General features: G+C 63.7%; 26 protein-coding genes. All 26 read left to right on the top strand.

The genetic code is table 11. The features are described 5' to 3' along the window. Position 1: 1 nt before the first annotated feature. The 26 genes from AB1446_11945 to AB1446_11820 all read left to right on the top strand — a co-directional run bounded on the left by AB1446_11945 (position 2) and on the right by AB1446_11820 (position 23,320). Positions 2–712, top strand: a complete 711-nt coding sequence (locus tag AB1446_11945; GenBank protein ID MEW6547604.1) for an MIP/aquaporin family protein — start codon at positions 2–4, stop codon at positions 710–712. A gap of 124 nt (positions 713–836) precedes the next feature. Then, positions 837–1,838: a dihydroxyacetone kinase subunit DhaK gene (gene dhaK, locus AB1446_11940; GenBank protein ID MEW6547603.1), complete on the top strand. Its 1,002-nt coding sequence runs from the start codon at positions 837–839 to the stop codon at positions 1,836–1,838. A 68-nt stretch (positions 1,839–1,906) separates the two neighbouring features. After that, positions 1,907–2,539 (top strand): dihydroxyacetone kinase subunit DhaL, encoded by a 633-nt coding sequence (gene dhaL / locus AB1446_11935; protein ID MEW6547602.1) that lies wholly within the window; start codon positions 1,907–1,909, stop codon positions 2,537–2,539. 65 nt (positions 2,540–2,604) lie between these two features. Then, positions 2,605–4,116: a glycerol kinase GlpK gene (glpK, locus tag AB1446_11930; GenBank protein MEW6547601.1), complete on the top strand. Its 1,512-nt coding sequence runs from the start codon at positions 2,605–2,607 to the stop codon at positions 4,114–4,116. A gap of 118 nt (positions 4,117–4,234) precedes the next feature. Then, positions 4,235–5,404, top strand: coding sequence for an FAD-dependent oxidoreductase (locus AB1446_11925; GenBank protein MEW6547600.1), 1,170 nt, complete (start codon positions 4,235–4,237; stop codon positions 5,402–5,404). Positions 5,405–5,415: 11 nt separating this feature from the next. Beyond that, complete coding sequence (locus AB1446_11920) at positions 5,416–6,138, top strand: 2Fe-2S iron-sulfur cluster-binding protein (protein ID MEW6547599.1); 723 nt, start codon at positions 5,416–5,418, stop codon at positions 6,136–6,138. Beyond that, the gene (sdhC, locus tag AB1446_11915; GenBank protein MEW6547598.1) at positions 6,135–6,527 is read left to right on the top strand and encodes a succinate dehydrogenase, cytochrome b556 subunit; all 393 of its coding nucleotides are present in this window, start codon (positions 6,135–6,137) and stop codon (positions 6,525–6,527) included. Before AB1446_11920 ends, sdhC begins: the two co-directional genes overlap by 4 nt. Before the next feature lie 3 nt (positions 6,528–6,530). Then, positions 6,531–6,890, top strand: coding sequence for a hypothetical protein (locus AB1446_11910; protein MEW6547597.1), 360 nt, complete (start codon positions 6,531–6,533; stop codon positions 6,888–6,890). Beyond that, entirely contained in the window at positions 6,887–7,450 is a 564-nt protein-coding gene (locus AB1446_11905; protein ID MEW6547596.1) for a methyltransferase domain-containing protein, read from the top strand. Before AB1446_11910 ends, AB1446_11905 begins: the two co-directional genes overlap by 4 nt. Beyond that, positions 7,434–9,011 (top strand): dihydroxyacetone kinase phosphoryl donor subunit DhaM, encoded by a 1,578-nt coding sequence (dhaM, locus tag AB1446_11900; protein ID MEW6547595.1) that lies wholly within the window; start codon positions 7,434–7,436, stop codon positions 9,009–9,011. The genes AB1446_11905 and dhaM overlap by 17 nt, the downstream gene beginning before the upstream one ends. 1 nt (position 9,012) lies before the next feature. After that, on the top strand, positions 9,013–10,722 hold the full coding sequence (ptsP, locus tag AB1446_11895; protein MEW6547594.1) for a phosphoenolpyruvate--protein phosphotransferase: 1,710 nt from the start codon (positions 9,013–9,015) through the stop codon (positions 10,720–10,722). Next, positions 10,719–11,036 carry an HPr family phosphocarrier protein gene (locus AB1446_11890; GenBank protein MEW6547593.1) on the top strand — a complete coding sequence of 106 codons (318 nt, stop codon included), beginning with the start codon at positions 10,719–10,721 and terminating at the stop codon, positions 11,034–11,036. The genes ptsP and AB1446_11890 overlap by 4 nt, the downstream gene beginning before the upstream one ends. A gap of 289 nt (positions 11,037–11,325) precedes the next feature. Beyond that, positions 11,326–11,826 (top strand): Fur family transcriptional regulator, encoded by a 501-nt coding sequence (locus AB1446_11885; protein MEW6547592.1) that lies wholly within the window; start codon positions 11,326–11,328, stop codon positions 11,824–11,826. Beyond that, positions 11,766–12,590, top strand: a complete 825-nt coding sequence (locus AB1446_11880) for an Mrp/NBP35 family ATP-binding protein (GenBank protein MEW6547591.1) — start codon at positions 11,766–11,768, stop codon at positions 12,588–12,590. The genes AB1446_11885 and AB1446_11880 overlap by 61 nt, the downstream gene beginning before the upstream one ends. A 5-nt stretch (positions 12,591–12,595) precedes the next feature. After that, positions 12,596–13,063: a NifB/NifX family molybdenum-iron cluster-binding protein gene (locus AB1446_11875; GenBank protein ID MEW6547590.1), complete on the top strand. Its 468-nt coding sequence runs from the start codon at positions 12,596–12,598 to the stop codon at positions 13,061–13,063. A 33-nt stretch (positions 13,064–13,096) separates the two neighbouring features. Continuing rightward, on the top strand, positions 13,097–13,456 hold the full coding sequence (locus AB1446_11870) for a NifB/NifX family molybdenum-iron cluster-binding protein (protein ID MEW6547589.1): 360 nt from the start codon (positions 13,097–13,099) through the stop codon (positions 13,454–13,456). Positions 13,457–13,484: 28 nt separating this feature from the next. Continuing rightward, on the top strand, positions 13,485–13,784 hold the full coding sequence (locus AB1446_11865) for a DUF5320 domain-containing protein (protein ID MEW6547588.1): 300 nt from the start codon (positions 13,485–13,487) through the stop codon (positions 13,782–13,784). Positions 13,785–13,897: 113 nt separating this feature from the next. Beyond that, entirely contained in the window at positions 13,898–14,272 is a 375-nt protein-coding gene (locus tag AB1446_11860; GenBank protein MEW6547587.1) for a hypothetical protein, read from the top strand. Positions 14,273–14,341: 69 nt separating this feature from the next. Continuing rightward, on the top strand, positions 14,342–15,217 hold the full coding sequence (locus AB1446_11855) for an ATP-binding protein (protein ID MEW6547586.1): 876 nt from the start codon (positions 14,342–14,344) through the stop codon (positions 15,215–15,217). After that, positions 15,214–16,098, top strand: a complete 885-nt coding sequence (locus tag AB1446_11850; protein MEW6547585.1) for an ATP-binding protein — start codon at positions 15,214–15,216, stop codon at positions 16,096–16,098. The genes AB1446_11855 and AB1446_11850 overlap by 4 nt, the downstream gene beginning before the upstream one ends. Before the next feature lie 163 nt (positions 16,099–16,261). Then, positions 16,262–18,019, top strand: a complete 1,758-nt coding sequence (locus AB1446_11845) for a sigma 54-interacting transcriptional regulator (protein MEW6547584.1) — start codon at positions 16,262–16,264, stop codon at positions 18,017–18,019. 338 nt (positions 18,020–18,357) lie between these two features. Further along, positions 18,358–19,740 (top strand): acyl-CoA dehydrogenase family protein, encoded by a 1,383-nt coding sequence (locus AB1446_11840; protein MEW6547583.1) that lies wholly within the window; start codon positions 18,358–18,360, stop codon positions 19,738–19,740. Positions 19,741–19,827: 87 nt separating this feature from the next. Beyond that, the gene (locus tag AB1446_11835) at positions 19,828–20,559 is read left to right on the top strand and encodes an N-acyl homoserine lactonase family protein (protein ID MEW6547582.1); all 732 of its coding nucleotides are present in this window, start codon (positions 19,828–19,830) and stop codon (positions 20,557–20,559) included. A 292-nt stretch (positions 20,560–20,851) separates the two neighbouring features. Then, positions 20,852–21,523 carry a GntR family transcriptional regulator gene (locus AB1446_11830; protein MEW6547581.1) on the top strand — a complete coding sequence of 224 codons (672 nt, stop codon included), beginning with the start codon at positions 20,852–20,854 and terminating at the stop codon, positions 21,521–21,523. Between the two features lie 40 nt (positions 21,524–21,563). Beyond that, the gene (locus AB1446_11825; protein MEW6547580.1) at positions 21,564–22,820 is read left to right on the top strand and encodes a 3-isopropylmalate dehydratase large subunit; all 1,257 of its coding nucleotides are present in this window, start codon (positions 21,564–21,566) and stop codon (positions 22,818–22,820) included. Beyond that, positions 22,820–23,320, top strand: a complete 501-nt coding sequence (locus AB1446_11820; protein ID MEW6547579.1) for a 3-isopropylmalate dehydratase small subunit — start codon at positions 22,820–22,822, stop codon at positions 23,318–23,320. The genes AB1446_11825 and AB1446_11820 overlap by 1 nt, the downstream gene beginning before the upstream one ends. Positions 23,321–23,330: the final 10 nt, after the last annotated feature.

Below are 23,330 nucleotides of genomic sequence, written 5' to 3'. Positions count from 1 at the left end.
GATGTCCACGTTCGTCGCTGAGCTCATTGGCACGATGATTCTGATAATCCTGGGTGACGGAGTTGTTGCCAATGTTCTGCTCAGCAGGTCGAAAGGCCAGAATTCGGGCTGGATCGTCATAACCACAGGGTGGGGACTTGCGGTGATGGTGGCAGTCTACGCGGTTGGGTGGATAAGCGGCGCGCACATCAACCCCGCTGTGACCATCGGGCTTGCGGCTATAGGCAAATTCCCCTGGTCCAGTGTTCCCGCGTATATCCTCGCCCAGATGCTCGGAGCGTTCCTGGGTGGTGTCATCGTTTGGCTAACTTATCTCCCCCACTGGGCCGAGACGGAAGATAAGGGATTAAAGCGTGCCGTTTTTTGCACTGCACCAGCGATTCGGAACTATCCCCTTAACTTGCTCACCGAGATAATCGGCACCTCCATGCTGGTCCTGGGCGTGCTGACGATCCTGGATACGCATAACGCTTTGACCAGCGGGCTGGGGCCGCTTCTTGTCGGCTTCCTGGTGTGGTCCATAGGCCTGTCGCTCGGTGGGCCTACGGGTTACGCAATTAACCCGGCACGCGACCTTGGGCCACGGATCGCACACGCCCTGCTTCCCATCGCCGGTAAGGGCGATTCGGATTGGGGCTATGCCTGGGTGCCGGTGGTTGGGCCGGTTATCGGGGGCATTCTGGGTGCCCTGATGTACGCTGCTCTGTGGTGACCCATCATGGGCGGGGGGCCCGGCTCCGTACGTCCTGGTTACGCGCTGCCTGAGGGTTTGGGCGGCGGTTCTTGGGGGACAGGGGTATACCCCCTGTCCCCTTGCGGAAGGGAGGGTAGCGGGCATGAAGAAGCTGATCAACAAGCCTGAGGATGTGGTTCGGGAGGAGCTTGAGGGAATGGCTCTGGCTCATCCGGACCTGGTAAAGGTGCACTTCGACCCCAATTTTGTGTACAGGGCAGACGCGCCCGTGCAGGGAAAGGTGGCCATTGTTTCGGGGGGCGGCAGCGGGCATGAGCCCATGCACGGCGGGTTCGTGGGTGTGGGCATGCTGGATGCGGCGTGCCCCGGCGCGGTGTTTACCAGTCCGACGCCTGAGCAAATGTACGAAGCAACGAAGGCGGTGCATAGTGGCGCGGGCGTCCTGTATATCGTGAAGAACTACAGCGGTGACATCATGAATTTCGATATGGCTGCGGAGCTTGCTCGGGCCGACGGGATCGATGTGGCCAGCGTCGTCATCGACGACGACGTAGCCGTCCAGGACAGCCTCTACACCCAGGGCCGCCGGGGGGTGGGCACGACCGTTCTGGCGGAAAAAATCTGTGGTGCGGCAGCGGAAAAGGGGTACGACTTGCAGCGGCTTGCCGACCTCTGCCGGAAAGTCAACGAAAACGGGCGCAGCATGGGGATGGCTCTCACGTCCTGCACGGTACCGCACGTGGGAAGGCCGACGTTTGAGTTGGGCGAGGACGAGATGGAGATTGGCATAGGGATCCACGGGGAGCCCGGACGGCATCGGATGAAGCTTCGGTCGGCCGACGAGATCGTGGAGATGTTGATGGAGCCCATCACCGCGGATCTCCCCTTCAAGGCGGGCGACAACGTGTTGCTATTCGTCAACGGGATGGGGGGTACGCCCCTGATAGAGCTGTACGTCGTTTACCGCAAGGCTCATCAGGTGTGCGAAAAGAAGGGCCTCAGAGTGGTTCGCAACCTCATCGGCTCATACATCACCTCTCTGGAGATGGCCGGCACCTCGATAACCCTTTTGCGGCTCGATGACGAACTCGTGCGGTTATGGGACGAGCCGGTGAAAACGCCGGGACTGCGCTGGGGCCTGTAGCTGGGGGTTGTTCCACCGGTTGTGCGTGCGCGCCGTTCTACCCAGTAATGGCCAGTGGAGGCAAGGAAATGAAGGTCACTCGTGATGGGATACTGAACTGGCTGAAAGCATGTGCCGAGGCATTGTCCCGGGATAGAGACTACCTGACCCAGCTGGATGCGGCGATTGGCGATGCCGACCACGGGGCAAACATGGATCGAGGGTTTCAGGCAGTTCTCTCACGGCTGCCAGGCGTGGCGGACAAGGATATCGGGACCATCCTAAAGACCGCGGGCATGGCACTTGTGTCTACTGTGGGAGGAGCTGCCGGTCCGCTCTACGGTACCTTCTTCATGCAGGCTGGTGTCAGCACGGCCGGGAAGATGGAGCTTAGCCCTGAAGAGTTGGTTGCCGCAGTGGAGGCCGGGGTCAACGGTGTGATTGCGCGCGGCAAGGCTACTCTGGGCGACAAGACGATGGTAGATGCTCTGGTTCCGGCCCTTGAAGTACTGCGTTCGGCGGTATGTGATGGGACGCCTCTGCGTGACGCCCTGCGGCAGGCAGCGGCAGCAGCGGCGAAGGGGGCTCAGGACACCATTCCCATGGTGGCGAGGAAGGGACGTGCCAGCTACCTTGGGGATCGCTCTGCCGGGCACCAGGATCCGGGGGCTACGTCATCGTCCCTGTTGCTCACGGCCGCAGCCGAGACCCTGATGGGCTGACGGCGGGCAATGTTCGGCCCGAGCCCTAGGCCCAGATCTCAAGGAAACGGAAGGGAGGAGCCTGTATGGCGAGATACGTTGCTGCGGTGGATCAGGGTACGACCAGCACGAGGTTCATGATCTTCGACCATGAGAGCCGCGTGGTTTCCATCGACCAAAAGGAGCATCAACAGATATATCCGAAGCCGGGATGGGTCGAGCACGATCCCCTGGAAATCTGGCAGCGCACCCAGGAGGTAATCAAGGGGGCGGTTGGCAAAGCGGGGATTTCTCCTCATGACATAGCAGCCATCGGCGTTACCAACCAGCGCGAGACCACCATTGTGTGGAACAGGAAAACGGGCAAGCCATATTACAATGCCATTGTGTGGCAGGACACTCGTACCGCGGGGATCTGCGAAGATCTGGCCGGGCACGGTGGGCAGGACCGCTGGCGGCCAAAAACGGGACTGCCTCTGGCGACATACTTTTCCGGGCCCAAGGTCAAGTGGATCTTGGACAACGTGCCGGGGGTTCGCGAGGATGCGGAAAAGGGCGAGGCCCTCTTCGGTAACATAGACACCTGGGTGATCTGGTGGCTGACGGGCGGGCCAGACGGGGGCGCCCACGTTACCGACGTGAGCAACGCCAGCCGGACCATGCTGATGAACCTCTCCACGCTGGACTGGGATGACGAGATCCTGGGCGTCCTGGGGATACCGCGGCAGATGCTCCCCGAGATCCGTCCCTCGTCAGATCCGGCCCTGTACGGTACCACTCCTGCGGCGGGGCCATTGGGTGCGTCTGTACCGGTGTGCGGAGACCTGGGCGACCAGCAAGCAGCATTGGTGGGCCAGACGTGCTTCAGCCCGGGTGAGGCCAAGAACACTTACGGTACAGGGTGCTTCATGCTCCTGAACACCGGTACGGAGGCGGTGCCGTCTCAGAGCGGCTTGCTGACCACGGTGGCCTACCGGATGGGGCAGGAACCTGCAGTATACGCACTGGAAGGGTCGATAGCCATTACCGGGGCTCTGGTTCAGTGGTTGCGGGACAATCTGGGCCTGATCTCCAAGTCAGCCGAAGTGGAAACCCTGGCCCGTACCGTTGAAGACGCCGGTGGCATTTACTTCGTACCTGCGTTCTCGGGGCTGTTTGCCCCTTACTGGAATCTGAAGGCGCGCGGATTGATCATCGGGCTCACGCGTTACATCAACAAGGGGCACCTGGCGCGGGCCGTGCTGGAGGCCACCGCATACCAGACCCGGGAAGTTCTGGACGCGATGAACAAAGACTCCGGGGTCCAGTTGACGGCGTTGAAGGTAGATGGAGGCATGGTGTACAACGAACTTCTCATGCAGTTCCAGGCCGACATATTGGGGGTGCCCGTGATTCGGCCCACCGTGGCCGAGACGACGTCGCTGGGAGCGGCGTACGCAGCTGGTCTGGCGGTCGGCTTCTGGGATGACCTGGAGGGTTTGCGGCAGTACTGGAAAGAGGACAAGCGGTGGCTGCCTCAGATGGACGAGGTTAAGCGCGAGCAGCTATACCGGGGATGGCTTAAGGCGGTGCAAAGGTCCATCGACTGGGTAGATTAAGACCGGCGGTCATCTTCATGGTATAGGTCGCCAGGACCGAGTAGGGTGGTGGCCCGCCTGTTCCAAGCCAGGTGATAGCGCGGGGGCAGGCGGGCCCCCGACTGAAGGAGACGGTGTCATGGTGAGAAGCGTACCCCGCGTGGTTGTGATAGGCTGTGGTTCCACCGGTTGTGCTACTGCGTACGATCTCGCCCTGCGCGGCCTCCAGGTCATCGCGGTGGACAGAGGAGAAGTGGCTTCGGGGACTACCGGGCGGAACCACTGTCTCTTGCATTCGGGCGCGCGTTACGCCGTGAAGGACCCCGAGTCGGCTGCAGAGTGCATTGGGGAAAACCTGATTCTCCGCCGGATAATGCCATGGGCCATGGAGCTGAACGGAGGCATGTTCGTAGCCTTGAACGAGAGTGACCTGGCTTACAAAGAGCAGTTCCTGGATGCATGCTCCAGGTGCGGTATCCCGGCCCAAGAAATTCCGGTGCAGCGCGCGCTACAAATCGAACCGAACTTGAACCCCAAAGCACTGGCGGCGGTCCTGGTTCCCGATGGGGTGTTCGAGCCGTATCGGCTATGCCTCAGCTTCTTGGCTGGCGCCAAGACACGCGGGGCTTCGGTGCGCCTGTTCACCGCTGTGATCGATATCACACAGTCCGGGAGGTCGGTTTCAGGCGTCCGTGTGAGGAGCATGCGGTCCGGGCAGGAGGAGGTAATCGGGGCCGATGTGGTGGTGAACGCCGCTGGGCCGTGGGCGGGAAAGGTGGCGGCTCTCGCCGGGGTGGATGTTCCCGTGGTGCCTACCGCCGGTGTTATGGTGGCAGTGCGGGAGCGCCTGAACTGTCTGGTGATCAATCGGCTGAACGAGCCCGGGGATGGTGACATCGTAGTGCCGCAGCGCCGTACGTCTATCGTGGGAACTACGTCATGGAGGGTGGAAGACCCGGACCTCATACCCATCCCCGCTGACCATGTGGACAGGATGTTGGAGTCAGGTGATAAGCTGTTGCCCGGGTTGCGCCGGATGGCAACTCGGGGCATTTTCGCAGTGGCCAGACCACTGCTGGCGCAGCGAGGGGTGGCATCTGAGGGGAGGGAACTCAGCCGGACGTTCGAGTGCTTTGACCATGCAGCTGACGGGGTTGAGGGGCTGGTGACCATCACTGGGGGGAAGACTACCACCGCTCGGGCCATGGCCGAGAAAGCCGCGGACATCGTGTGTGCTAAGCTGGGGTTGCAGGAGAAGTGTCGGACCAGCGAATTCGTGCTTCCCTACTACCGAAACTTTTACTGTTAGGGGGGATGCAGGTGCGCCGGCTGCAGCTGCGTATCTTCCGGTACAAGCCCGGGTCCGCGACCCGTTACGATACGTTTCACGTGGAGGTACCGGAATCTGCTCACCTCATCGATGCCCTGGAGAAGGTATGGGCAGAGCAGGACAACTCTCTGACTTTCCGGCACGCCTGCCACCACGCTTCGTGCGGAACGTGCGGACTGCGCGTGAATGGCGTGGAGAGACTGGCTTGCGTAACCCGCGTGTCCGACTATCCCGATGGCCAGGTCTTGACGCTGGATCCGCTCCGGAACTTTCCGGTGGTGACCGACCTGGTGGTTGACGTTGCGCCCATGTTTCGCCGTCTGCAAGAAGTGGATATGAGAGTAATTCGGGAGGCGGAACGCCAGCCCGCGATCCGTCCGGGCGACGTTGAAGTACTCACGCGCTTTGAGGATTGCATTGAGTGCGGCCTGTGCGTCTCGGCGTGTCCCGTGGCCGCCAGTGACTTGCTCTATGCGGGGCCGGCGGCTCTGGCGGCAGCGGAGCGGGTTGTCAGCGAACCCCGGGGGGCTGACCCGCATCATGCGCTGCAACTTGTCAACGGCGACCACGGCGTTTGGCGATGCCATGGCGTGCTTGAGTGTAGCGAAGTTTGCCCCTCCCAGGTGCACCCTGGCAGCGCCATCATGCGTCTTCGGCGCCGAATCCTCATCAGGCAGTTCGCACAGATGATGGGAGGGCGTGACCTGCGATGAGGGGGCAGTTCTCCATATCCCGACGAATCCTGGCCTGGGTGGACTTCCGGGGCCGGAAGCCAGGCATGGTGGCGTTCGTCATCCACCGGGTCACCGGTGTGGGGTTGCTGCTGTACCTTCTCGCCCATTTTGTGGTCCTCAGTCTGCTCGCTGCTGGACCGGAGGCGTGGGACAGGTTTGTGGCGGTCGCCAAAACCCCTCCTATGCTGGCCCTGGATGTCCTGCTGGTCGCCGCGTTGCTGGTACACGGTCTGAACGGCATCCGTCTGAGTGCTTTGGGCCTGGGGTTCGGTGCCCTCAGGTACAGGCAACTGATCTGGGTGACGTGGGTAATAAGCGCTGTGGTTACTGCAGCGGTCGGCTACGGCATATTTGCAACGGGGGGATGAGATTTGCGTTCGCGAGGCGTTCTTCGGGGCGGTACGGCTGCCTGGCTGGGCCAGGCGGTGACCGGTGTGTTGCTCGTGGTGCTGGGATCTGTCCACATGGTCGCGCAGCATTTTACCGCGCCAGGCGGTCTGCGAACCTACGACCAGGTGGTATCGTACCTGCGGCAGCCGGCGGCCTTTGTGATAGAAACAGCCTTTTTGGTTGTCGTGATCGTGCACGCGTTACTGGGCGCACGGGCGGTCGCGCTTGATTTGGGACCTGCGCGGCACTGGCAGCGCAGGCTTGACCTCGGGCTCCTCGCGCTGGGAATACTCATGACCTGTTACGGCATTGGGATTACTCTCAAGGTGGTGCTACGGTGAAGGCGCTTGACCCGTGGGAAGCACTTTGGGTTCCTTACGATGAGGAGACCTATGCTGCAGTTATCGACAGGGTTTATCGGGACGATGTGGTCCTGGACATCGGTGCCGGAGACCTGCGTTTGGCCCGCAGGCTTGCCGAGCGGTGCCGGCGGGTGTATGCTGTGGAGATGAACGCCGAGGTGCTCAGGGCAGGATTGTCTTCTTTGCCGGACAATCTGGTGCCGGTGTGCGCCGATGCCCGCACCTGGCATTTTCCAGCAGGTGTCACGGTGGCGATCCTGCTGATGCGACACTGCCGTCATTTTGGCCTGTATGTGCGCAAGCTCCAGATGGCTGGTTGTAGTCGCCTGTTGACCAACGCCCGGTGGGGTTGGGGCGTCGAAGAGATATTACTGGCGCAAGGAGCTGTTCCTTTTCGCCTGGCCTCCCCGGGTTGGTACGCTTGCAGGTGCGGGAGAGTCGGTTTTGTGGCTGCATCAGCGGAAGACGTAAGTCTAGAGAGCCTGGGGCGCGTTCAGGAGGTAATCGGTTGTCCCGATTGCGGTGAACGTGCGCGGTAAATTCTTAAGCAGGGTGAGGCCGTCAATGGTAGGTATTGTGATAGTCGCACACAGCCAAAAACTGGCCGAGGGTGTCAAGGAGCTGGCCGATCAGGTAACTCAGGGCAAGGTTTGCATTGTGGCTGCAGGAGGGCTTGATGAGAACACTCTTGGCACCAGCGCGGAGCGCATACTGGATGGGATCCGCAGGGCTTACAGCCCAGACGGAGTTGTCGTGCTGATGGATCTCGGAAGTGCTGTTCTGAGCGCGGAGATGGCGGTCGAGATGTTGTCTCCTGAAGAGCGGGAGCGCGTGTTGTTGTGCCCTGCGCCCCTGGTGGAGGGTGCTATCGCGGCGGCCGTTCAGGCGGCGCTCGGGAGCTCGCTCCACCAAATAGATACGGCAGCTCGTTCGGTTGTTACCCTGCCCAAAATACCCGATGCTGCCGGTCATTCGTCCCAGCCGGCTCCTGCTCCGCGTCCGCGCGGCGCAGAGGTGGTTGTCACTGTGTCCAACCCGCTGGGATTACACGCGCGTCCGGCGGCTCGCTTCGTCCAGGCCGCCGCCCGTTTTCGGTCGGACATAAGCGTTCGTAACCTGACCAAGAATTCGGCTGCAGTCGATGCCAAAGGCATTGTTCAGGTTTTGAGTTTGGCTGTTGAGAAGGGAGAAGAAATCGCCATATCTGCCGAGGGCCCTGACCAGGATGAGGCCTTGAGCACTTTGAAGCGTATTATAGAGTCCGGTGGGGAGTTTGAACCTCGGCACACAGGGGCAGGGACCCCCGGGTATTCTCCTCAGAGTTCTTCTCTCGGAGCCGAGGCCCCGGGTTTGGAGATCAGGGGGATCGGAGTTTCCCCTGGAATTGCCATCGGTCCTGCCTGCGTGTTGGCAGGGGCGTTGGAAGTTAAGCCCCGGCAGATCGAACCTGGAGAAGTGCCGCGGGAACAGGACCGCCTGCGTGGTGCGATCACGAGGGCGAAGGAAGAGCTTCGAGCCGTTAGGGACAGAGCTGCTAGTGAGGTCGGTCAAGAGTATGCGGCGATATTCGATGCCCACCAGTTGATTATAGAAGATCCTGATCTGGTAGGCAGGGCAACGGAACTGATACGGCAACGTCTGTGGGGAGCCGAATGGGCGGTGAGCCAGGCCTGCGAGGAGGTCTGTCGCAGGTTGGCGGCGGTTCCCGACGAGTACATCCGCGCTCGTGTGGCAGACATCCGGGACGTGACACAGTGCGTAATCTCTGCCTTGCTCGGCGAACAAAAGTCGTGCGTGCCCACTGTCATTTCGCCCGTTGTGGTAGTTGGCCACGATGTGAGGCCTTCGGATGTCGTGAGAATGGGCCGCGAGTATGTGCTGGGGTTGGTTACGGAGGTGGGCAGTCAAACCTCCCATGTGGCCATATTGGCAAGGGCGATGGAGGTTCCTGCAGTGGTCGGAGCACGGGGGATTGTCGCGCGGGTGAGGCACGGAGACACGGTTATGGTCGATGGGAGAGGTGGCACGGTCCTGGTTCGGCCGACTCCTCAGGTGCTGAGTGAGTGGGAGGCACGGCGGCTCGGCCGGGGGAGCTGTTGAAATGAAGTGCGCGAGGGAGTTCCGGGGGCAGGGCGCGTCAGCTGGCATCGCCATCGGGCCTGCCTATGTCTTCCACAGGGCCGGGCGTGTGGCGCGGCGCACCGTGCGGCCCGGCGACGTGGCGGCGGAGGTGGTGCGCCTGCGTTCTGCCCTGGAGGCGGCGCGGCGGCAGCTGGAGGCCGTGAGGGATAGGGCGTTGCGGGAAGCCGGAGCCGAGCAGGCTGCCATATTCGAAGCCCAGCTTCTCATGCTGCAGGACCCGGAGCTGGCGGGAAAGGCGGAGCAGGCGATAAGGGAAGAGGAGTGCAACGCCGAGTGGGCCTTTGAGCGGGCGGGGGAAGAGGTGGCGCGGGTGCTTTCGTCCCTGCCGGACGAGTACCTGCGGGCGCGGGCTGCCGACGTACGGGACGTGGTTTCCCGGGTGGTATCTGTTCTGGAGGGGCAGGCCGGTCATCCGCTGGCGGAGCTTCCGGGGCCGGTGGTGGTGGTGGGTGAAGAGCTCATGCCTTCCGATACGGCGCAGATGGACCGGGGCAGGGTGCTGGGTTTTGTGATGGAGCGCGGGAGTTCCACGGCGCACGCCGCCATATTGGCGCGCACGATGGGGATACCTGCGGTGGTGGGTGCGGCGGGGGTCGTGGGCGCCGTGGCCTCGGGCGACATGGTGGTTGCGGACGGGAATACCGGCGCCATCGTGGTCAACCCGGCTCCTGAGGAGCTGCGGCAGTGGGAGGCCAGGAAGCGGGCGTGGGATGATCGTAGAAAGAGGCTCGAGTCGCTGGTGGCCCTGCCTGCGGTGACGAAAGATGGTTACCGGGTGGAGCTTGCGGCAAACATCGGCTTGCCCGGCGACGTGGAGGCGGCCCTTGCCTGTGGTGCCGAGGGGGTGGGGCTTTTCCGGACTGAGTTCCTGTTCATGGACCGGGATTCGCCGCCGTCCGAGGACGAGCAGTTTGAGGTGTACCGCCAGGTGGCGCGGGCGATGGCGGGGCGCACGGTGATCATCCGGACGCTGGACGTGGGTGGGGACAAGCCCATCCCCTGGCTGGGGAAGCTGGAGGAGGCCAATCCCTTTCTAGGGCTGCGGGGCATCAGGCTGTGCCTGGAGCGGGAGGAGGTTTTCCTGGCCCAGCTCAGGGCGCTGTTGCGTGCGCGGGTGTACGGTGAGGTGTGGGTGATGTTCCCCATGGTGGCAGATCTGGGGGAGGTGCGTGCTGCCAGGCGTCTTTTGGCAAGGGCCGGGGAGGATCTGGCGGCGAGGGGGGTAGCCTACCAAGAGCTTCCTGTGGGGATCATGGTGGAGGTGCCCTCGGCGGCGCTGCTGGCTGATTTCCTGCTTGAGGAAGTGGATTTCGTCAGCATAGGGACCAATGACCTCACGCAGTATACGCTGGCCGCAGACCGGACCAACGCGAGGGTGGCGTCTCTGGCCGACGCTCTGCACCCTGCCGTCCTGCGCCTCATCGCCGGGGTGGCTGAGGCGGGAAGGCGAGCTGGAAAGTGGGTGGGGGTATGCGGTGATCTCGCCGGCGATCCCGTGGCGACGCCGGTGCTGGTGGGGCTTGGTGTGAGAGAGTTGAGCATGGCGCCGTCGCTGCTTCCTGAGGTGAAGGAGGTGGTGAGGTCGGTATCGGTGGTGGAGGCGCGGGAGCTGGCCAGGAGGGTGCTTGCCTGCCGGAGTGGTGGCGAAGTACGTGAGCTGCTCGCATGAGGGGCGGGGTGAGCGGGCAAGTATGGGGTGGGGAGGATGGCGGGTCGATGGTTGAAGCACGTGTTGTAGTTCGCACCGGGGTTGGACTGCATGCACGGCCGGCCGCGATGCTGGTTCAGGAAGCTGCCAGGCACAGTGGTTGCCAGGTGAGCATCGAGCACGGGGGCAGGAAGGCGGATGCAAAGAGCATCCTGCAGGTGCTGGGCCTGGGGGTGAGGGACGGGGAGGAAGTGACCATTCGGGTAGAAGGCGAGGCTGAAGAGGAGGTGCTGGCCGCGCTGGTTCACCTGTTCGGCGAGGGGCTTGAGCGCTGATAATTCCGGGTCAGAATCGGCTTCAGCCCGCCATAGAGCACTTCAAGCCTGCTGGCGTGCCCCTGCGGCGGCTCAAAGAGGTTGGGGATCCTTACAGTTAGGTTGCCGGCAGTGCAGTTTTGTACCGATTGTGGTGAGCTAATTGACCTGCCCGGGAGCGGGGTTCCAGGAGGACCTGGCCCTCGGGGCTGAGGTTTATTGCCTGGTTTAGTTGTTGACATACGATCACAACCCGGGTATACTAAGTATCGGGCATATGGCCAGAACGTCCCGGTATGGGGGTGGTCGGATGCCAAACAGCGTCCGTTTGCCTGCTGCCGGCAAGCTGGCTCTCGAGCGGCTGTCTCAGGCAGGGTGCCGGCCAACGCCCCAACGCCGGGCGGTGCTGGAAGCCCTGGCCGAAAGTGATCACCCCACCGCCGAGGAACTGTACCGTTCGCTCAGGAGCAAGAGGGTGGGCATGGCCACCGTGTACCGTACGCTCAGGCTGCTCGGGCACCTGGGCCTGGTGAGGCAGGTGCGCGTGAGGGATGGGCGGGTGAGGTACGAACTGGTCGGCGAGTCCCATTGCCACTTCGTGTGTCTTTCCTGCGGCCGGGTCTTCGATGCCGATTCCGGGGAGGTGGAGGCCGGCGGTTTCCGGCGCAAGGGCTTTGTGGTCGCCGACAGCGAGCTATGCCTGTTTGGGTATTGTGCCTGGTGCAGCCAGAAGGAGGGTGGAACCGGAGAATGGTCGACGGACACGAGGGCGGGGAACGGCCTGGAGGCCAGGAGAGCCGCGGTACGGTAGAAAAGCTGAAGCCGAACGAACTGAGCAGTATCGCCCACGTGGTAGCCGTGATGAGCGGTAAGGGCGGCGTGGGGAAATCCTCGGTCACGGCGCTTCTCGCCATCAGGCTATCCCGGCAGGGATTCCGGGTGGGGATCATGGACGCCGACATAACGGGGCCGAGCATTCCCAGGATGTTCGGCGTGAAGGAGCAGCCGGTTTCCCTGGGGTTCGGGATACTGCCGGTACGGAGCCAAACGGGCATCAGCATCATGTCGCTGAACCTGCTTCTGCCGCATGAGGATGACCCCGTGATCTGGAGGGGTCCCCTCATAGCGGGCGCTGTCAGGCAGTTCTGGACCGACGTGGCCTGGGGCGATCTGGACTACCTGCTGGTGGACCTCCCGCCCGGTACCGGGGACGCTCCGCTGACGGTTCTGCAGTCGCTGCCCCTGGACGGGCTGGTGATCGTGTCCTCCCCCCAGGACCTGGCGGTGATGGTGGTCAAGAAAGCCATCAAGATGGCGGGGATGCTGGGGGTCCCCATCCTGGGCCTGGTGGAGAATATGACGTGCGCCACCTGTCCCCGGTGCGGGGAGACGCTGAGGCTCTTCGGGCCGGGCCAGGGGGACCGGGTGGCGCAGGAGACGGGCGTGCCTTTCCTCGGTGAGTTGCCCCTCGATCCTCACCTCGCGGAGCTGTGCGACCGGGGTGAGGTTGAGCAGTACGAGGGTGCCGTGGTTCCCCTGCTTTCGTCCCTTCTTCCGGTAACGGGAAAGGAGTGAGGGGGATGAAGGTCGCGGTGGCGGCGCAGGGTCAGAATCTTGACTCCCCCGTTGACCTGCGTTTTGGCCGGGCCCCTTTCTTCCTGCTGGTGGATTCAGAGACCCTGGAGTGCGAGTCCATCTCGAACCCCGCGGTGAACTCTGCTGGGGGAGCCGGCATCCAGACGGCACAGCTTCTTGCGCGCAGCGGGGCGCGGGCGGTGGTGACGGGCAACGTGGGTCCCAACGCCATGAGCGCCCTGCGGGCTGCCGGCATAGAGGTGTACGCTGCCCGGGGCGGTACGGTGCGGGAGACGGTGCAGGCCTTTTTGCGCGGGGAACTGGTTCCCCTGGCCGATGCGACCGTGGCCAGCCACTTGGGTACCGGGGCCCGCTCTGCCGGACGGTGCGCGGGGTCAGCCCCCGGGGCCGGGGTGCCCGGGGGTTCCGGCATGGGTCGCGGTATGGGTCGCGGGCGCGGCGGGCGCATGTGAGATCCGGGCCCGGGCGGAGTGGAGGTGTTCTGGGTGAAAATCGCGGTGGCGTCGGAAGCTGGAGCAGTGGCTCAGCACTTCGGCCGCTGTCCGGAGTACACGATCTTTGACGTACAGGACGGCAAGGTGACAAGCAAGGTGGTGATCCCCAATCCGGGACACCAGCCCGGTTTCCTTCCCGTCTACCTGGGTGACATGGGAGTGGCCTGCATCATAGCAGGTGGCATGGGTCCCCGTGCGCAGGCCCTGTTCGAGGAGCGGGGAATCCGGGCCGTGGTTGGAGTTGAGGGATCGGTGGATTGGGCGGTGAGTGCTTTCCTCCGGGGAGAGCTTCAGCCGGGGGAGAGCTTGTGTGATCACCCTCGCGGAGGGGGAGAATGCCACCACGCGTAGTGGGAGACGGCAAAGGAGGTGATCGGGCATGCCGTGGGGCGATCGTACCGGTCCTCTCGGGCAGGGACCCATGACGGGTAGGGCTGCGGGGTTCTGCGCTGGCTTTCCCGTACCGGGTTTCCTGAACCCGGTTCCGGGACTTGGCTGGGGCCGGGGACGGGCCTGGCGCAGGTGGGCGAGGCCACGGGGGTTCTCCGTGGCGTACCCTTGGGGTTATGGTTATGGCCCTGTGTACGATGAGAAGAAGGCGCTGAAGGCCTGGAGCGGAGCGCTGCGCAGGCAACTGGAAGCGATGGAGAAGAGGCTGGCTGAACTGGAGAACAAGTAGGCGGGCACAGCCTCCCGGGGTGGGTGGCGGGGTCGCAGCCGGCTCGGGAGGTAGGCTGCCGTGGCGGTTGCGGCCCTGCCAGTAACTGAGCGACAAAGGCAGGTGAGAACGGGATGCGAGGAAGGGTCCTGTTCGGGCCTGGTTTCTGGAAGGGCGGACCCGGCCCCTGGGGTGGCTGGGGTAGGTTCGCCGGGCCGGGCCGGGGTGCCTGGGGTCCGCGCGCGTGGGGTGAGTGGTGCTGGTGGCCGGGCGTACCGGGCTGGGCAGCTCCCTGGGGCACTGGCGCACCGTGGGTAGCCCCCGGACCCTACCGGGCTGCCGCTCCTGGGGAGGAACCAGGCCGGGCAGCCCATGAAGACGATGAAGGGGGAGCGGAGGACGAGGCCCGTTTCCTGAGGGAGGAAGCGGAGGCGCTACGGGAGGAGCTGCGGGAAATCGAGGAGCGCCTGCGCGAACTGGAGAAGCGAGAACCCCGGGAGAGGGGGTAGCCAGGAGGCGGGGGCCGGACGCTCCGTCCGGCCCCCGATAGGTGCGGGTGCGACGGGAGTTGCGGGGGAGTGGTTGCCCTGAGGGATGGCATGGTCATAGCGGTGGCAAGCGGTAAGGGAGGAACGGGAAAGACCACCGTCGCGACCAACCTCGCCCTGGCCATCGGCAGGAGGTACCGGGTGCAGTTACTTGACTGTGATGTGGAAGAGCCCAATGCCCACCTGTTCCTCCAGCCATGCATCGAACGGACTGAGACCGTGGAAATACCCGTTCCCCGCGTGGACTCGGCGAAGTGTGCCTACTGCGGCCGGTGCGCTGACGTGTGCCCGCAGCACGCCATCGCTGTCGTCCCCGGGCAGGTGCTGATCTTCGCCGCACTGTGCCACGGATGCGGGGCGTGCAGCTTGCTCTGCCCCCAGCAGGCCATCACGGAAGTAGGGCGTCCCGTGGGAACGGTGGACGTGGGGAAAGCAGGGGACGTGGCGTTCGTGCAGGGGCGCCTGAACGTGGGGGAGGCGTTTGCCCCGCCGGTGGTGAGGGCGGTCAAGAAAAGGGCTGGTGGCCACCAGGTGGCGATCGTCGATGTGGCTCCCGGCACGTCCTGCCCGGTGGTCGAGGCATTGAAAGGGGTTGACTTTTGCCTCCTGGTCACGGAGCCCACGCCCTTTGGCCTGCACGACCTGAAACTCATGGTGGAGGTCCTGGAGAAGCTGGGGCTGCCCGCGGCGGTGGTGATCAACCGGGCCGACGTCGGCGACGCGGGAGTCTGGGCTTTCTGCCGCGAGCGGGCCCTGCCCGTTTTGATGGAGATCCCGCAGGACCGGCGCATAGCAGCAAGCTATGCCCGGGGAATCCCCCTGGTGCGGGCGGAACCGGAGTGGGCCGAGCGGTTCGGGGAGCTTTTTCGCCGCGTCCAGGCGCTTGTGGAGGGGGTCGGCCCGTGAAGGAGATAGCGGTGATCAGCGGCAAGGGAGGGACGGGAAAGACCAGCCTGGTGGCCTCTTTTGCTTCTCTCGCGGCCTCCGGCTGGGGGCTGGTGCTGGCCGATTGCGACGTGGACGCACCAGATCTGCACCTTCTTTTGCATCCCGAGGTCAGGGAAACGCACGATTTCCGGGCTTCCCGCAGGGCTTTCATCGACGCCGGCAAGTGCACGGGGTGCGGCCTGTGCGAGGCCCGTTGCCGTTTTGGTGCCGTCAGGGGTACGCAGATCGATCCCCTCTCCTGCGAGGGCTGTGGCGTGTGCCATTGGGTTTGTCCCGTGCAGGCTGTCACCATGCGCGAGGAACTGTCGGGGCACTGGTATGTCTCGGAGACCCGCTACGGTCCCATGGTGCATGCCCGCCTGGAGCCCGGTGAGGAAAACTCGGGCCGCCTGGTGACGGTGGTTCGCAGGCGGGCCAGGGAGTTAGCCGAAGAAAGGGACGCACGGCTTCTCATCACGGACGGCCCTCCCGGAGTCGGCTGCCCGGTGATATCCACGGTGGGCGGAGCCGGCCTGGCGGTGGTGGTTACGGAGCCCACCCTGTCGGGGATCCACGACCTGGTCAGAGTCCTTGATGTGTGCCGGCACTTCGGAGTTGCCGCCGTGGTGTGCATAAACCGCTACGACCTGCACCCGGCCGGAGCACGAGAAATAGAGCAGGAGTGCCAGGCCCGGGGAGTACCGCTGGCCGGCTGCATCCCCTATGACCCGGTCTTCACGGAGGCCATCGTCCACGGGAAGCCCCTGGTGGAGTTCGCCGACGGGCCAGTTTCGCATGCCGTCATGGAGGTATGGCGGGAGGTGACACGGTTCCTGGAATCCGGGGGGCCCAGGGGGTGAGTCCGCCAATCAGGAGCCACCGGTTTGAAGGACCAGGTAGCCCGGTGGTAGAACTCACATAGGGGTTATCAGCCTTCGCATTTGCATTGTCCGGTTTCACCAAGCTTCCCCGGCGATCCATGCCGCGTCTCTGCGTCGGCTTGTCCGGTGGGGGGTTCTGCCCATGGCCTCGAGCCCGGAGGTCAGAGAGCAAGTCCAGAGGTTGCTGGCGGCAACCGCGGCGGTTACCGGCGTCGATATCGGTGTTGCAGGGAAAGACCGGGTTGGCCTTCTGGGGACTAGCCGGTACAGGGCAAACGTGGGCACGGCGAGGCCTCACGGATCGTATTTCCATCAGACTATAGTCACCGGTCAGGAGTTTGCCATTTTTGAACCCAGGGGCCCGGGCCGGTGCCGCGATTGCGAAGCCTACCGGGTGTGTCCCTACACGCTGGTAATGTCCACCCCTGTTCGGCAGAACGGGGAGGTCGTGGGTGTCGCCGGCATCCTCGCCTACGACTTAGAATCCCGAGATCGCGTTCTTGCCCGCAGGGAGGCGTGGGCCGAATACCTGCGGGCGCTCGCGTTGTGGCTCGCCGAGGACGCCGCGGCGGGCATTCTGTTTTCCGAGGTTGCCCGGGCCGGCATGGAGGCCGACGCCATTATGGAGGCAGTCGGGGACGGCGTCATAGTCGTGGGGGAAGACGGCCTCGTGCGCAAGCTGAATACCTGTGCGGCCGAACTGGTCGGCTTGCCTGTCGATGCGGTGGGCAGGCCGGTGACCGAGATCTTGCCCGGTCTTAAGGCTGGCCGCGACGTGCCGGGGTTTAGGGAGATTTATCGGCTTGACGGGCAGCACGTTGCCCTGCCCACGGGTGTGACGGCGACCGTGCGGGTCAAGCCCGTCGGCGGTGGCGGGCGAGGGACGTGCCCGGGTGCAGTGATCGGGCTGCAGCCCGCGCGGGCCTGTTTCGCCGGGGTTAACCTGGCAGGGGGCGACGTCCTCGGCGATATCATCGGGGACAGTCGGTCGATGAGAGAGCTCAAGGCGATGATCTGCAAGATCGCGCCCACCGCGGTCACGGTGCTGGTCACAGGAGAAACCGGCACGGGGAAAGAGCTGGTGGCGCGCGCCATTCACCGTCTCAGCGGGCGGCGCAACGGGCCTTTCGTTGCGGTTAACTGTGCGGCGATACCGTCGGAGATCGCGGAAAGCGAGTTGTTTGGGTACGAAGCGGGGGCCTTCACCGGCGCGAGGAGGGACGGTAAGCCGGGATACGCGGAGCTTGCCGAAGGGGGCACCCTTTTCCTCGATGAAATCGGTGAGCTTCCACCGATGCTGCAGGCGAAGCTGCTCAGGTTTCTGGACACGGGTGAGGTTCAAAAGGTGGCCAGCGCTAAGCCCCGCAGGGTTGCCGCCCGCGTGATCGCGGCGACGAACTGCGACTTGCGAGGAAAGGTGGAAAAGGGCGAGTTCCGGGCTGACCTTTATTTCCGTCTCAGCACGCTGGAGCTGGTGTTGCCACCGCTGCGGGAGAGGCGGGAAGACATTCCGCTGCTAGTCCAGCACTTCCTGAGGGCGGCTGAGACCCGGTTGGGAAAACGTGTGGGAGGAGTCGACCTTCGGGCATACCGCATCCTGGAAAATTACTCCTGGCCGGGCAACGTGCGTGAATTGGATCACGTGATAACCCGTGCGGTTCTGGTAGCGCAGGGTTCTGTTATCACGGTGGAAGACCTTCCTAAGCACATGATTGAGTCCGCCGAGCCCCCGGTGGCAGATCGAGAATACCAGTTGCTGAGGCAGGTCCTTGCAACCTACGGAGACACCCTTCAGGGGAGGCTTTCTGCAGCGAGGGAACTGGGTATCAGCCTTTCCACTCTTTACCGGAGGATGCGCAAGTACGGCTTGGGCCCCAAGGGCAGCGGTTGTCACAGGTAAGAATTGGTTGTCGCGAAGACGTGAGAAGCTCCATGCCGGGAACACGTGGCGGCTTCCCCGTTATGCCGGTGCGGCCGCTTTCTTGCCTGTGGCCTGACCTGCGCGGGAAGCGGCATGCTTCTTGCGTCCCTGCGTGGCAGGGGTTACCGGGTTGCCCCGAGGGCGGTTCCGGTTCCGCTGAGCGCGCGCGGAAAGGGGGAATACCGATGTGGTGACGGTTGCCGCCTCTCGCTGTTTTGGGGAACGGAAGAGCTGTACATGCTCGGCGAGGGCGCGGAAGATTGGCAGGGCTGCCCGCGGGGCCCTGCTCTCGGGCTCGGTCGGGCCGAGGGATCTGCGTGAGTGAGCAGGGAGGAGGAACCAGGATGGCCGGCACCGGCTACTTGATGCTGACCACAAAGCAGAAGTACCCCCAGGCCTTCTGTACGGCTGAGGAAATCGAGGTGGCGGAAAGCATCCGGCGGTTTGTGGACAAGGAGATAATGCCCCACCGCCACGACCTCGAGGGCGGATGGCATCGGGACGAGAATCTTGCCCTGAGCACTTTGCACCGGCTGTATGCCAGGCTCGTCGATCTCGGCCTGACCAGGGCAAACCTTCCCAAGGAGTACGGTGGCTTGGGCTTGAGCCCGGTCGTTCGTCAGATGATAAACGAGGAACTTTCCCGCGCCGATATCGGCCTGGCCACGATGGTTGGCAAGATTCACTGGGTCGTCTCCTTCATGGTGGCCGCCAAGCGCGATGACCTCCTGCGCGAGTTTGCGCCGCGCATCGTGGGCGGTGAGGCGTGGACCGCGTGCGTGGCGATTACCGAGCCGGCAGGCGGCGCCAACCTGGAGGATCCTGCTCTGGAGGGCCGCACCATCCGCACCATTGCAAAGAAGGAGGGCGACTCGTACGTAATCAAAGGCCACAAGATATGGCCTGGTCCTGCCGGCCCGGCCAGGCGATTTGAGAGCGAACATCTGAAGGGACATCTTGGTTACTGGACCGTGGCCACCACGGACCCGTCCCTGGGTGAGGATGGCATCGGCATATTCTACGTGCCACCCGACGCGGAGGGCCTGAGCTTCTCGAAGCCGTACGAGAAGATGGGCTTCGTGTGGACCGACGAAAACGTGGACATCTGGTACGACAACGTGCGCATCCCCGAGCGCTACCGCATCGACACCCAGCCCGGCGAGGGCGCCAAGATCGTACGCGGCTATGTGATCGGCTTGGGCCGTCTGGCGGGGGCTGCCCGCCTCACGGGCCTCTCTCAGGCTGTCCTTGAGATCGTGCTCGACTACACAAAGGATCGCGCCATTGCCGGTGCGCCCGTACGCGAGCGCTCCCTGTTTGCTGGAATGATCGCCGAGATGTTCCGGGCTATCGAACTGTCCCGGCAGTACTACCTGTCTACCACGTGGATGGTAACCCGCCCGGAACTGTACGGTGCCCCCTGGACCCCGCAAATGGTGGCCAGGTTCTCTGCCGCGCGTTCTTTTGCGGCCGATACGGCGGAAATGGTTTGCAACCGGGCCATGGAGTTGATGGGCTCTTACGGGTACTCTTACGAATTCCACGTGGAGAAGTACGCGAGGGATTTCAAGATCGTGAAGATGTGGCTCGGAGGTGCCCAGCGTGATCGCCTCGACATCGCCCAGGGCCTTTACGGGCCGTTCAAGTGGCCGGGGATGGAAGAGTGGGCTCGCGCTCAGGGACTGTTGGGGAAAGCGTGATCCGGGCTGTGAGGGGGTGGGATCACAGGTGAGGCCAGGCGGCAGGAGCCGGGTTGGCAAGGTGCAATGAGAAAGGAGGAGCCCAGGATGCCGTATGTGATCAAGCCCATCGTGACCGGCGAGCTCAAGCTGAGCAAAGGGCTGATGACCTACTTCATGAATTACGGGGAAGAAATATTCATCCCTGTGGTGGCGTGGTATGTGCGGGCAGGGGACAAGAACGTCCTCATAGATACCGGTGCTTCGGCAGAACTTATGGCCAGGTACTGGCCGGGGGAGGTTCGCGATGTTACCTCCTTCGAGGAGGGCCTTGCCCGGCTGGGGCTGGAGCCCCAGGACATCGACGTTGTTATTCAGACCCACCTGCATTTTGACCACTGTGGAAACACGGCAAAGTGCCGGAGGGCCGATGTCTATGTGCAGAAGGAAGAACTCAAATTTGCCGAATCTGGCCACCCGTTGATGGCTGCTATTTACGACAGGGCCCTTTATGGAGGCGCCAAGATCAAGGCTGTCGATGGCGACGCGGAGATCCTTCCGGGGATAAGAGTGCATCACCTCCCCGGGCACACGCCCGGCACGCAGGCGGTGTCCGTGGAAACACCCAAGGGAACGGCGGTGATCACGGGCTTTTGCAGCACCCTCGACGTCTTCAATCCTCCCGAAGCGATCAAGGCCCATATGCCGGTCCTTACCCCTGGAATTCACACGGATGCCATCAAGGCCTACGACAATGCGGTGAAAGTGGCGCAAATGGCTGACATCCTGATCCCGCAGCACGAGCGCACCCTTGCTTATTGCACCCAGATTCCCGAGTAGGGCCCGGGTTGATTGTCCTTTTGAGGCAGGGTTCGCTGGTGGCCCGTGGCTTGCCGCTGCGGGCCACCGACTTGAGATTGCAAATCTGGCCGCGAGACGGGGTTAGAGGTGCTCTGGGCGTACGGGATGTGCTCGGTATCCTTGTATATGCCGCATCCGGCACCTGGCCGGCATGTCGTTGTGCGCTGCATGGTGGCCACGTGGTCATGAAGAGGAGTTTTGGCTGGGATGGCGAATGCTGCATGCAGCAGATCAAATGCACCGTGCAGCATCCGAGGTGGTCAGGTTGAAGGTGCCATTTCTCCCCCGGGTGGAGTTGAGTAGCCGCCGCGATGAAGCTTACCGGCTCTTGCGTCGTGCTATCGTCCGCGGCGAGATCGCGGCAGGAACCAGGTTGGTGGCCAGCCAGCTAGCGGACCAATTGGGTGTGAGCCGTACTCCCCTGCGGGAGGCTCTGCAGTTGTTGGAGCGAGAGGGATTCGTCCGGCGCCTGCCCACGGGAGTGGTCGAAGTGGTGGGGCTGAGCCAGGACGAGATAGAGGAGGTATTTGCCATCCGGGCGGCGCTTGAGGGGTTGGCGGCCAGATACGCTGCCCGGCGAGCCAGGCCGGAGGACCTCGATCGGATGGAGCAAATCCTGGCTGCTATTCGACGGTCGGTGCAGAAAGGCCGGCATGAAGAAGTGGATGTGGAGAGCCTCGAGTTCCACACTGCCATACAAAAGGCCAGCGGGCTCAAGCTTGCCGCCCAGCAGCTGGAGACCATGCGTGACCACATCAACCGTTACCGCGCCCGCACTATTTCCACTGCGGGCAGAGCCGCGGAGCTCGTGGAGGAGCACGGCGAGATTCTGAAGTGGATCCGTGCGCGGGATCCCGACCAGGCAGAAAGGGCAATGCGACAGCACATTTGGAACGCGTGGCTTGTGATGAAGGGGGCGGTGGAGAACAACCAGGAATCCTGATTGTTGGCATTCCGGCCTACTTCGGAGGAGGGTCAGGATCATGCCCCGGACGCTGGCGGAGAAGATCTTGGGAGACAGGGTGGGACGACCCGTGCGGGCAGGCGAGTTCGCGGTGGTCCCCGTGGATCTGGTGCTTATGCACGACGGCACCGGGCCCCTGGCCGTGCGGCAGTTCGAGGCTCTGGGAATGGCCGGCCTGCATCGGCCCGAGAAGACACTGGTCTTCCTGGACCACGGTCTGCCCAGCCCTCGCAAGGAGCTGTCCAACGACCACGCATTTTTGCGGCGCTTCGCCCGAAGTGCCGGGTGTCGGCTCCATGACTGCGGGTACGGGATCTGTCACCAGGTGACGGTGGAAGAATACGCGTCCCCGGGCCAGGTGGTGGTGGGGGCGGACTCCCATACCTGTACGGCCGGGGCACTGGCCGCTTTCGCCACGGGGATGGGCTCCACCGACGTGGCGGTGGCCATGGGCCTGGGCGAAACGTGGTTCCGGGTGCCCGAGAGCGTGCGGGTTGAGGCCACAGGCCGGTTTCCCGCCGGCGTCTACCCGAAGGACCTCGTGCTGTGGTTAATAGGCCACCTGGGGGCCGACGGCGCCACCTACCAGGCCCTGGAGTTCGGAGGCCCGGCCATCGAGGGGATGGATATGGCCGGACGGATGACACTCTGCAACATGGCGGTGGAAGCAGGTGCCAAGACCGGGCTGGTGGCTTCCGACGAGGTGACCTGCGCTTATCTCGCCGGCCTGGGGAGAGAACATTGCTGGCGACCGCTGGAACCGGATGCCGGCGCCGACTATGTCCGGCGAGTAGAAGTGGACGTTTCTGCGCTGGTTCCCCTGCTGGCCAAACCGCACCGGGTCGATGCGGTGATCCCGGTGGCTGACGCGGCCGGCACTCCCGTGCAGCAGGTGTTCATCGGATCGTGCACCAACGGTCGCCTCGAGGACCTGCAGGTGGCTGCTTCCATCCTCCGCGGAAGGAAGGTGGCGCCCGAGGTGCGCCTGCTGGTGATGCCCGCCTCGCGCCGGGTGTACCTCGCGGCCTTGCGGTCGGGCATCCTGGCCGACCTGGTGGAGGCCGGTGCCACCATATCTCCACCCGGTTGTGGGCCGTGTGCCGGCGTGCACCTCGGCATCCTTGGGGATGGCGAGACGTGCCTCAGCACCACCAACCGCAACTTCCGGGGCCGCATGGGTAACCCGGAAGCCCGGGTGTTCCTGGCTTCACCGGCCACTTGCGCTGCCACGGCTCTGAAAGGGGTTATCGCTGACCCGAGGGAGGTGCTGCTGTGATCCTGGAAGGTTGTGCCCACAGGTTCGGGGACGACATTTCGACGGACCACATAGCTCCTGGCAGGTACTACCACCTGCGCTCCCAGTTGCACGAGCTGTCAAGGCACGTGCTGGAGGACGCCGACCCCGGGTTCCCGGCGCGGGTCAAGCCGGGCGATTTCGTGGTGGCAGGGCGCAATTTCGGGCTAGGGTCGAGCCGTGAGCACGCCCCGACCATCATCAAGCTGGCGGGGGTAGCCGCGGTGCTGGCCCGGTCGGTGGCCCGCATTTTCTTCCGCAACGCCATCAACGTGGGGCTGCCGGTAGTGATTTGCGACACATCCCGCATCGCTGCCGGTGACCTCCTGAGGGTTGACCTCGAGCGGGGAGTGGTGGTGGACGTCACGCAGGGTTTCCAGGTGGCGGCGGCACCTCTTCCGCCGGTAATGCTGCAGATTTTGCGGGACGGCGGGTTGGTAGCTCACGTGAAGCGACACGGCCGACTTGCCGTGGAAGCGTGAGGTGAAACGG

It is taken from the genome of Bacillota bacterium, assembly GCA_040757085.1.
In the GTDB taxonomy this organism is placed as follows: domain Bacteria; phylum Bacillota; class Sulfobacillia; order JACIYH01; family JACIYH01; genus JACIYH01.
Note: the sequence above shows the minus strand (reverse complement) of the source record. Positions and strands in the feature narration are given on the sequence as shown.

What these genes read in the sequence shown, in the direction of transcription:
- AB1446_11945 (MEW6547604.1), top strand. Translation starts at nt 2, where the DNA reads ATGTCCACGTTCGTCGCTGAGCTCATTGGCACGATGATTCTGATAATC.
- dhaK (MEW6547603.1), top strand. Translation starts at nt 837, where the DNA reads ATGAAGAAGCTGATCAACAAGCCTGAGGATGTGGTTCGGGAGGAGCTT.
- dhaL (MEW6547602.1), top strand. Translation starts at nt 1,907, where the DNA reads ATGAAGGTCACTCGTGATGGGATACTGAACTGGCTGAAAGCATGTGCC.
- glpK (MEW6547601.1), top strand. Translation starts at nt 2,605, where the DNA reads ATGGCGAGATACGTTGCTGCGGTGGATCAGGGTACGACCAGCACGAGG.
- AB1446_11925 (MEW6547600.1), top strand. Translation starts at nt 4,235, where the DNA reads ATGGTGAGAAGCGTACCCCGCGTGGTTGTGATAGGCTGTGGTTCCACC.
- sdhC (MEW6547598.1), top strand. Translation starts at nt 6,135, where the DNA reads ATGAGGGGGCAGTTCTCCATATCCCGACGAATCCTGGCCTGGGTGGAC.
- ptsP (MEW6547594.1), top strand. Translation starts at nt 9,013, where the DNA reads ATGAAGTGCGCGAGGGAGTTCCGGGGGCAGGGCGCGTCAGCTGGCATC.
- AB1446_11890 (MEW6547593.1), top strand. Translation starts at nt 10,719, where the DNA reads ATGAGGGGCGGGGTGAGCGGGCAAGTATGGGGTGGGGAGGATGGCGGG.
- AB1446_11885 (MEW6547592.1), top strand. Translation starts at nt 11,326, where the DNA reads ATGCCAAACAGCGTCCGTTTGCCTGCTGCCGGCAAGCTGGCTCTCGAG.
- AB1446_11880 (MEW6547591.1), top strand. Translation starts at nt 11,766, where the DNA reads ATGGTCGACGGACACGAGGGCGGGGAACGGCCTGGAGGCCAGGAGAGC.
- AB1446_11875 (MEW6547590.1), top strand. Translation starts at nt 12,596, where the DNA reads ATGAAGGTCGCGGTGGCGGCGCAGGGTCAGAATCTTGACTCCCCCGTT.
- AB1446_11865 (MEW6547588.1), top strand. Translation starts at nt 13,485, where the DNA reads ATGCCGTGGGGCGATCGTACCGGTCCTCTCGGGCAGGGACCCATGACG.
- AB1446_11860 (MEW6547587.1), top strand. Translation starts at nt 13,898, where the DNA reads ATGCGAGGAAGGGTCCTGTTCGGGCCTGGTTTCTGGAAGGGCGGACCC.
- AB1446_11845 (MEW6547584.1), top strand. Translation starts at nt 16,262, where the DNA reads ATGGCCTCGAGCCCGGAGGTCAGAGAGCAAGTCCAGAGGTTGCTGGCG.
- AB1446_11835 (MEW6547582.1), top strand. Translation starts at nt 19,828, where the DNA reads ATGCCGTATGTGATCAAGCCCATCGTGACCGGCGAGCTCAAGCTGAGC.
- AB1446_11825 (MEW6547580.1), top strand. Translation starts at nt 21,564, where the DNA reads ATGCCCCGGACGCTGGCGGAGAAGATCTTGGGAGACAGGGTGGGACGA.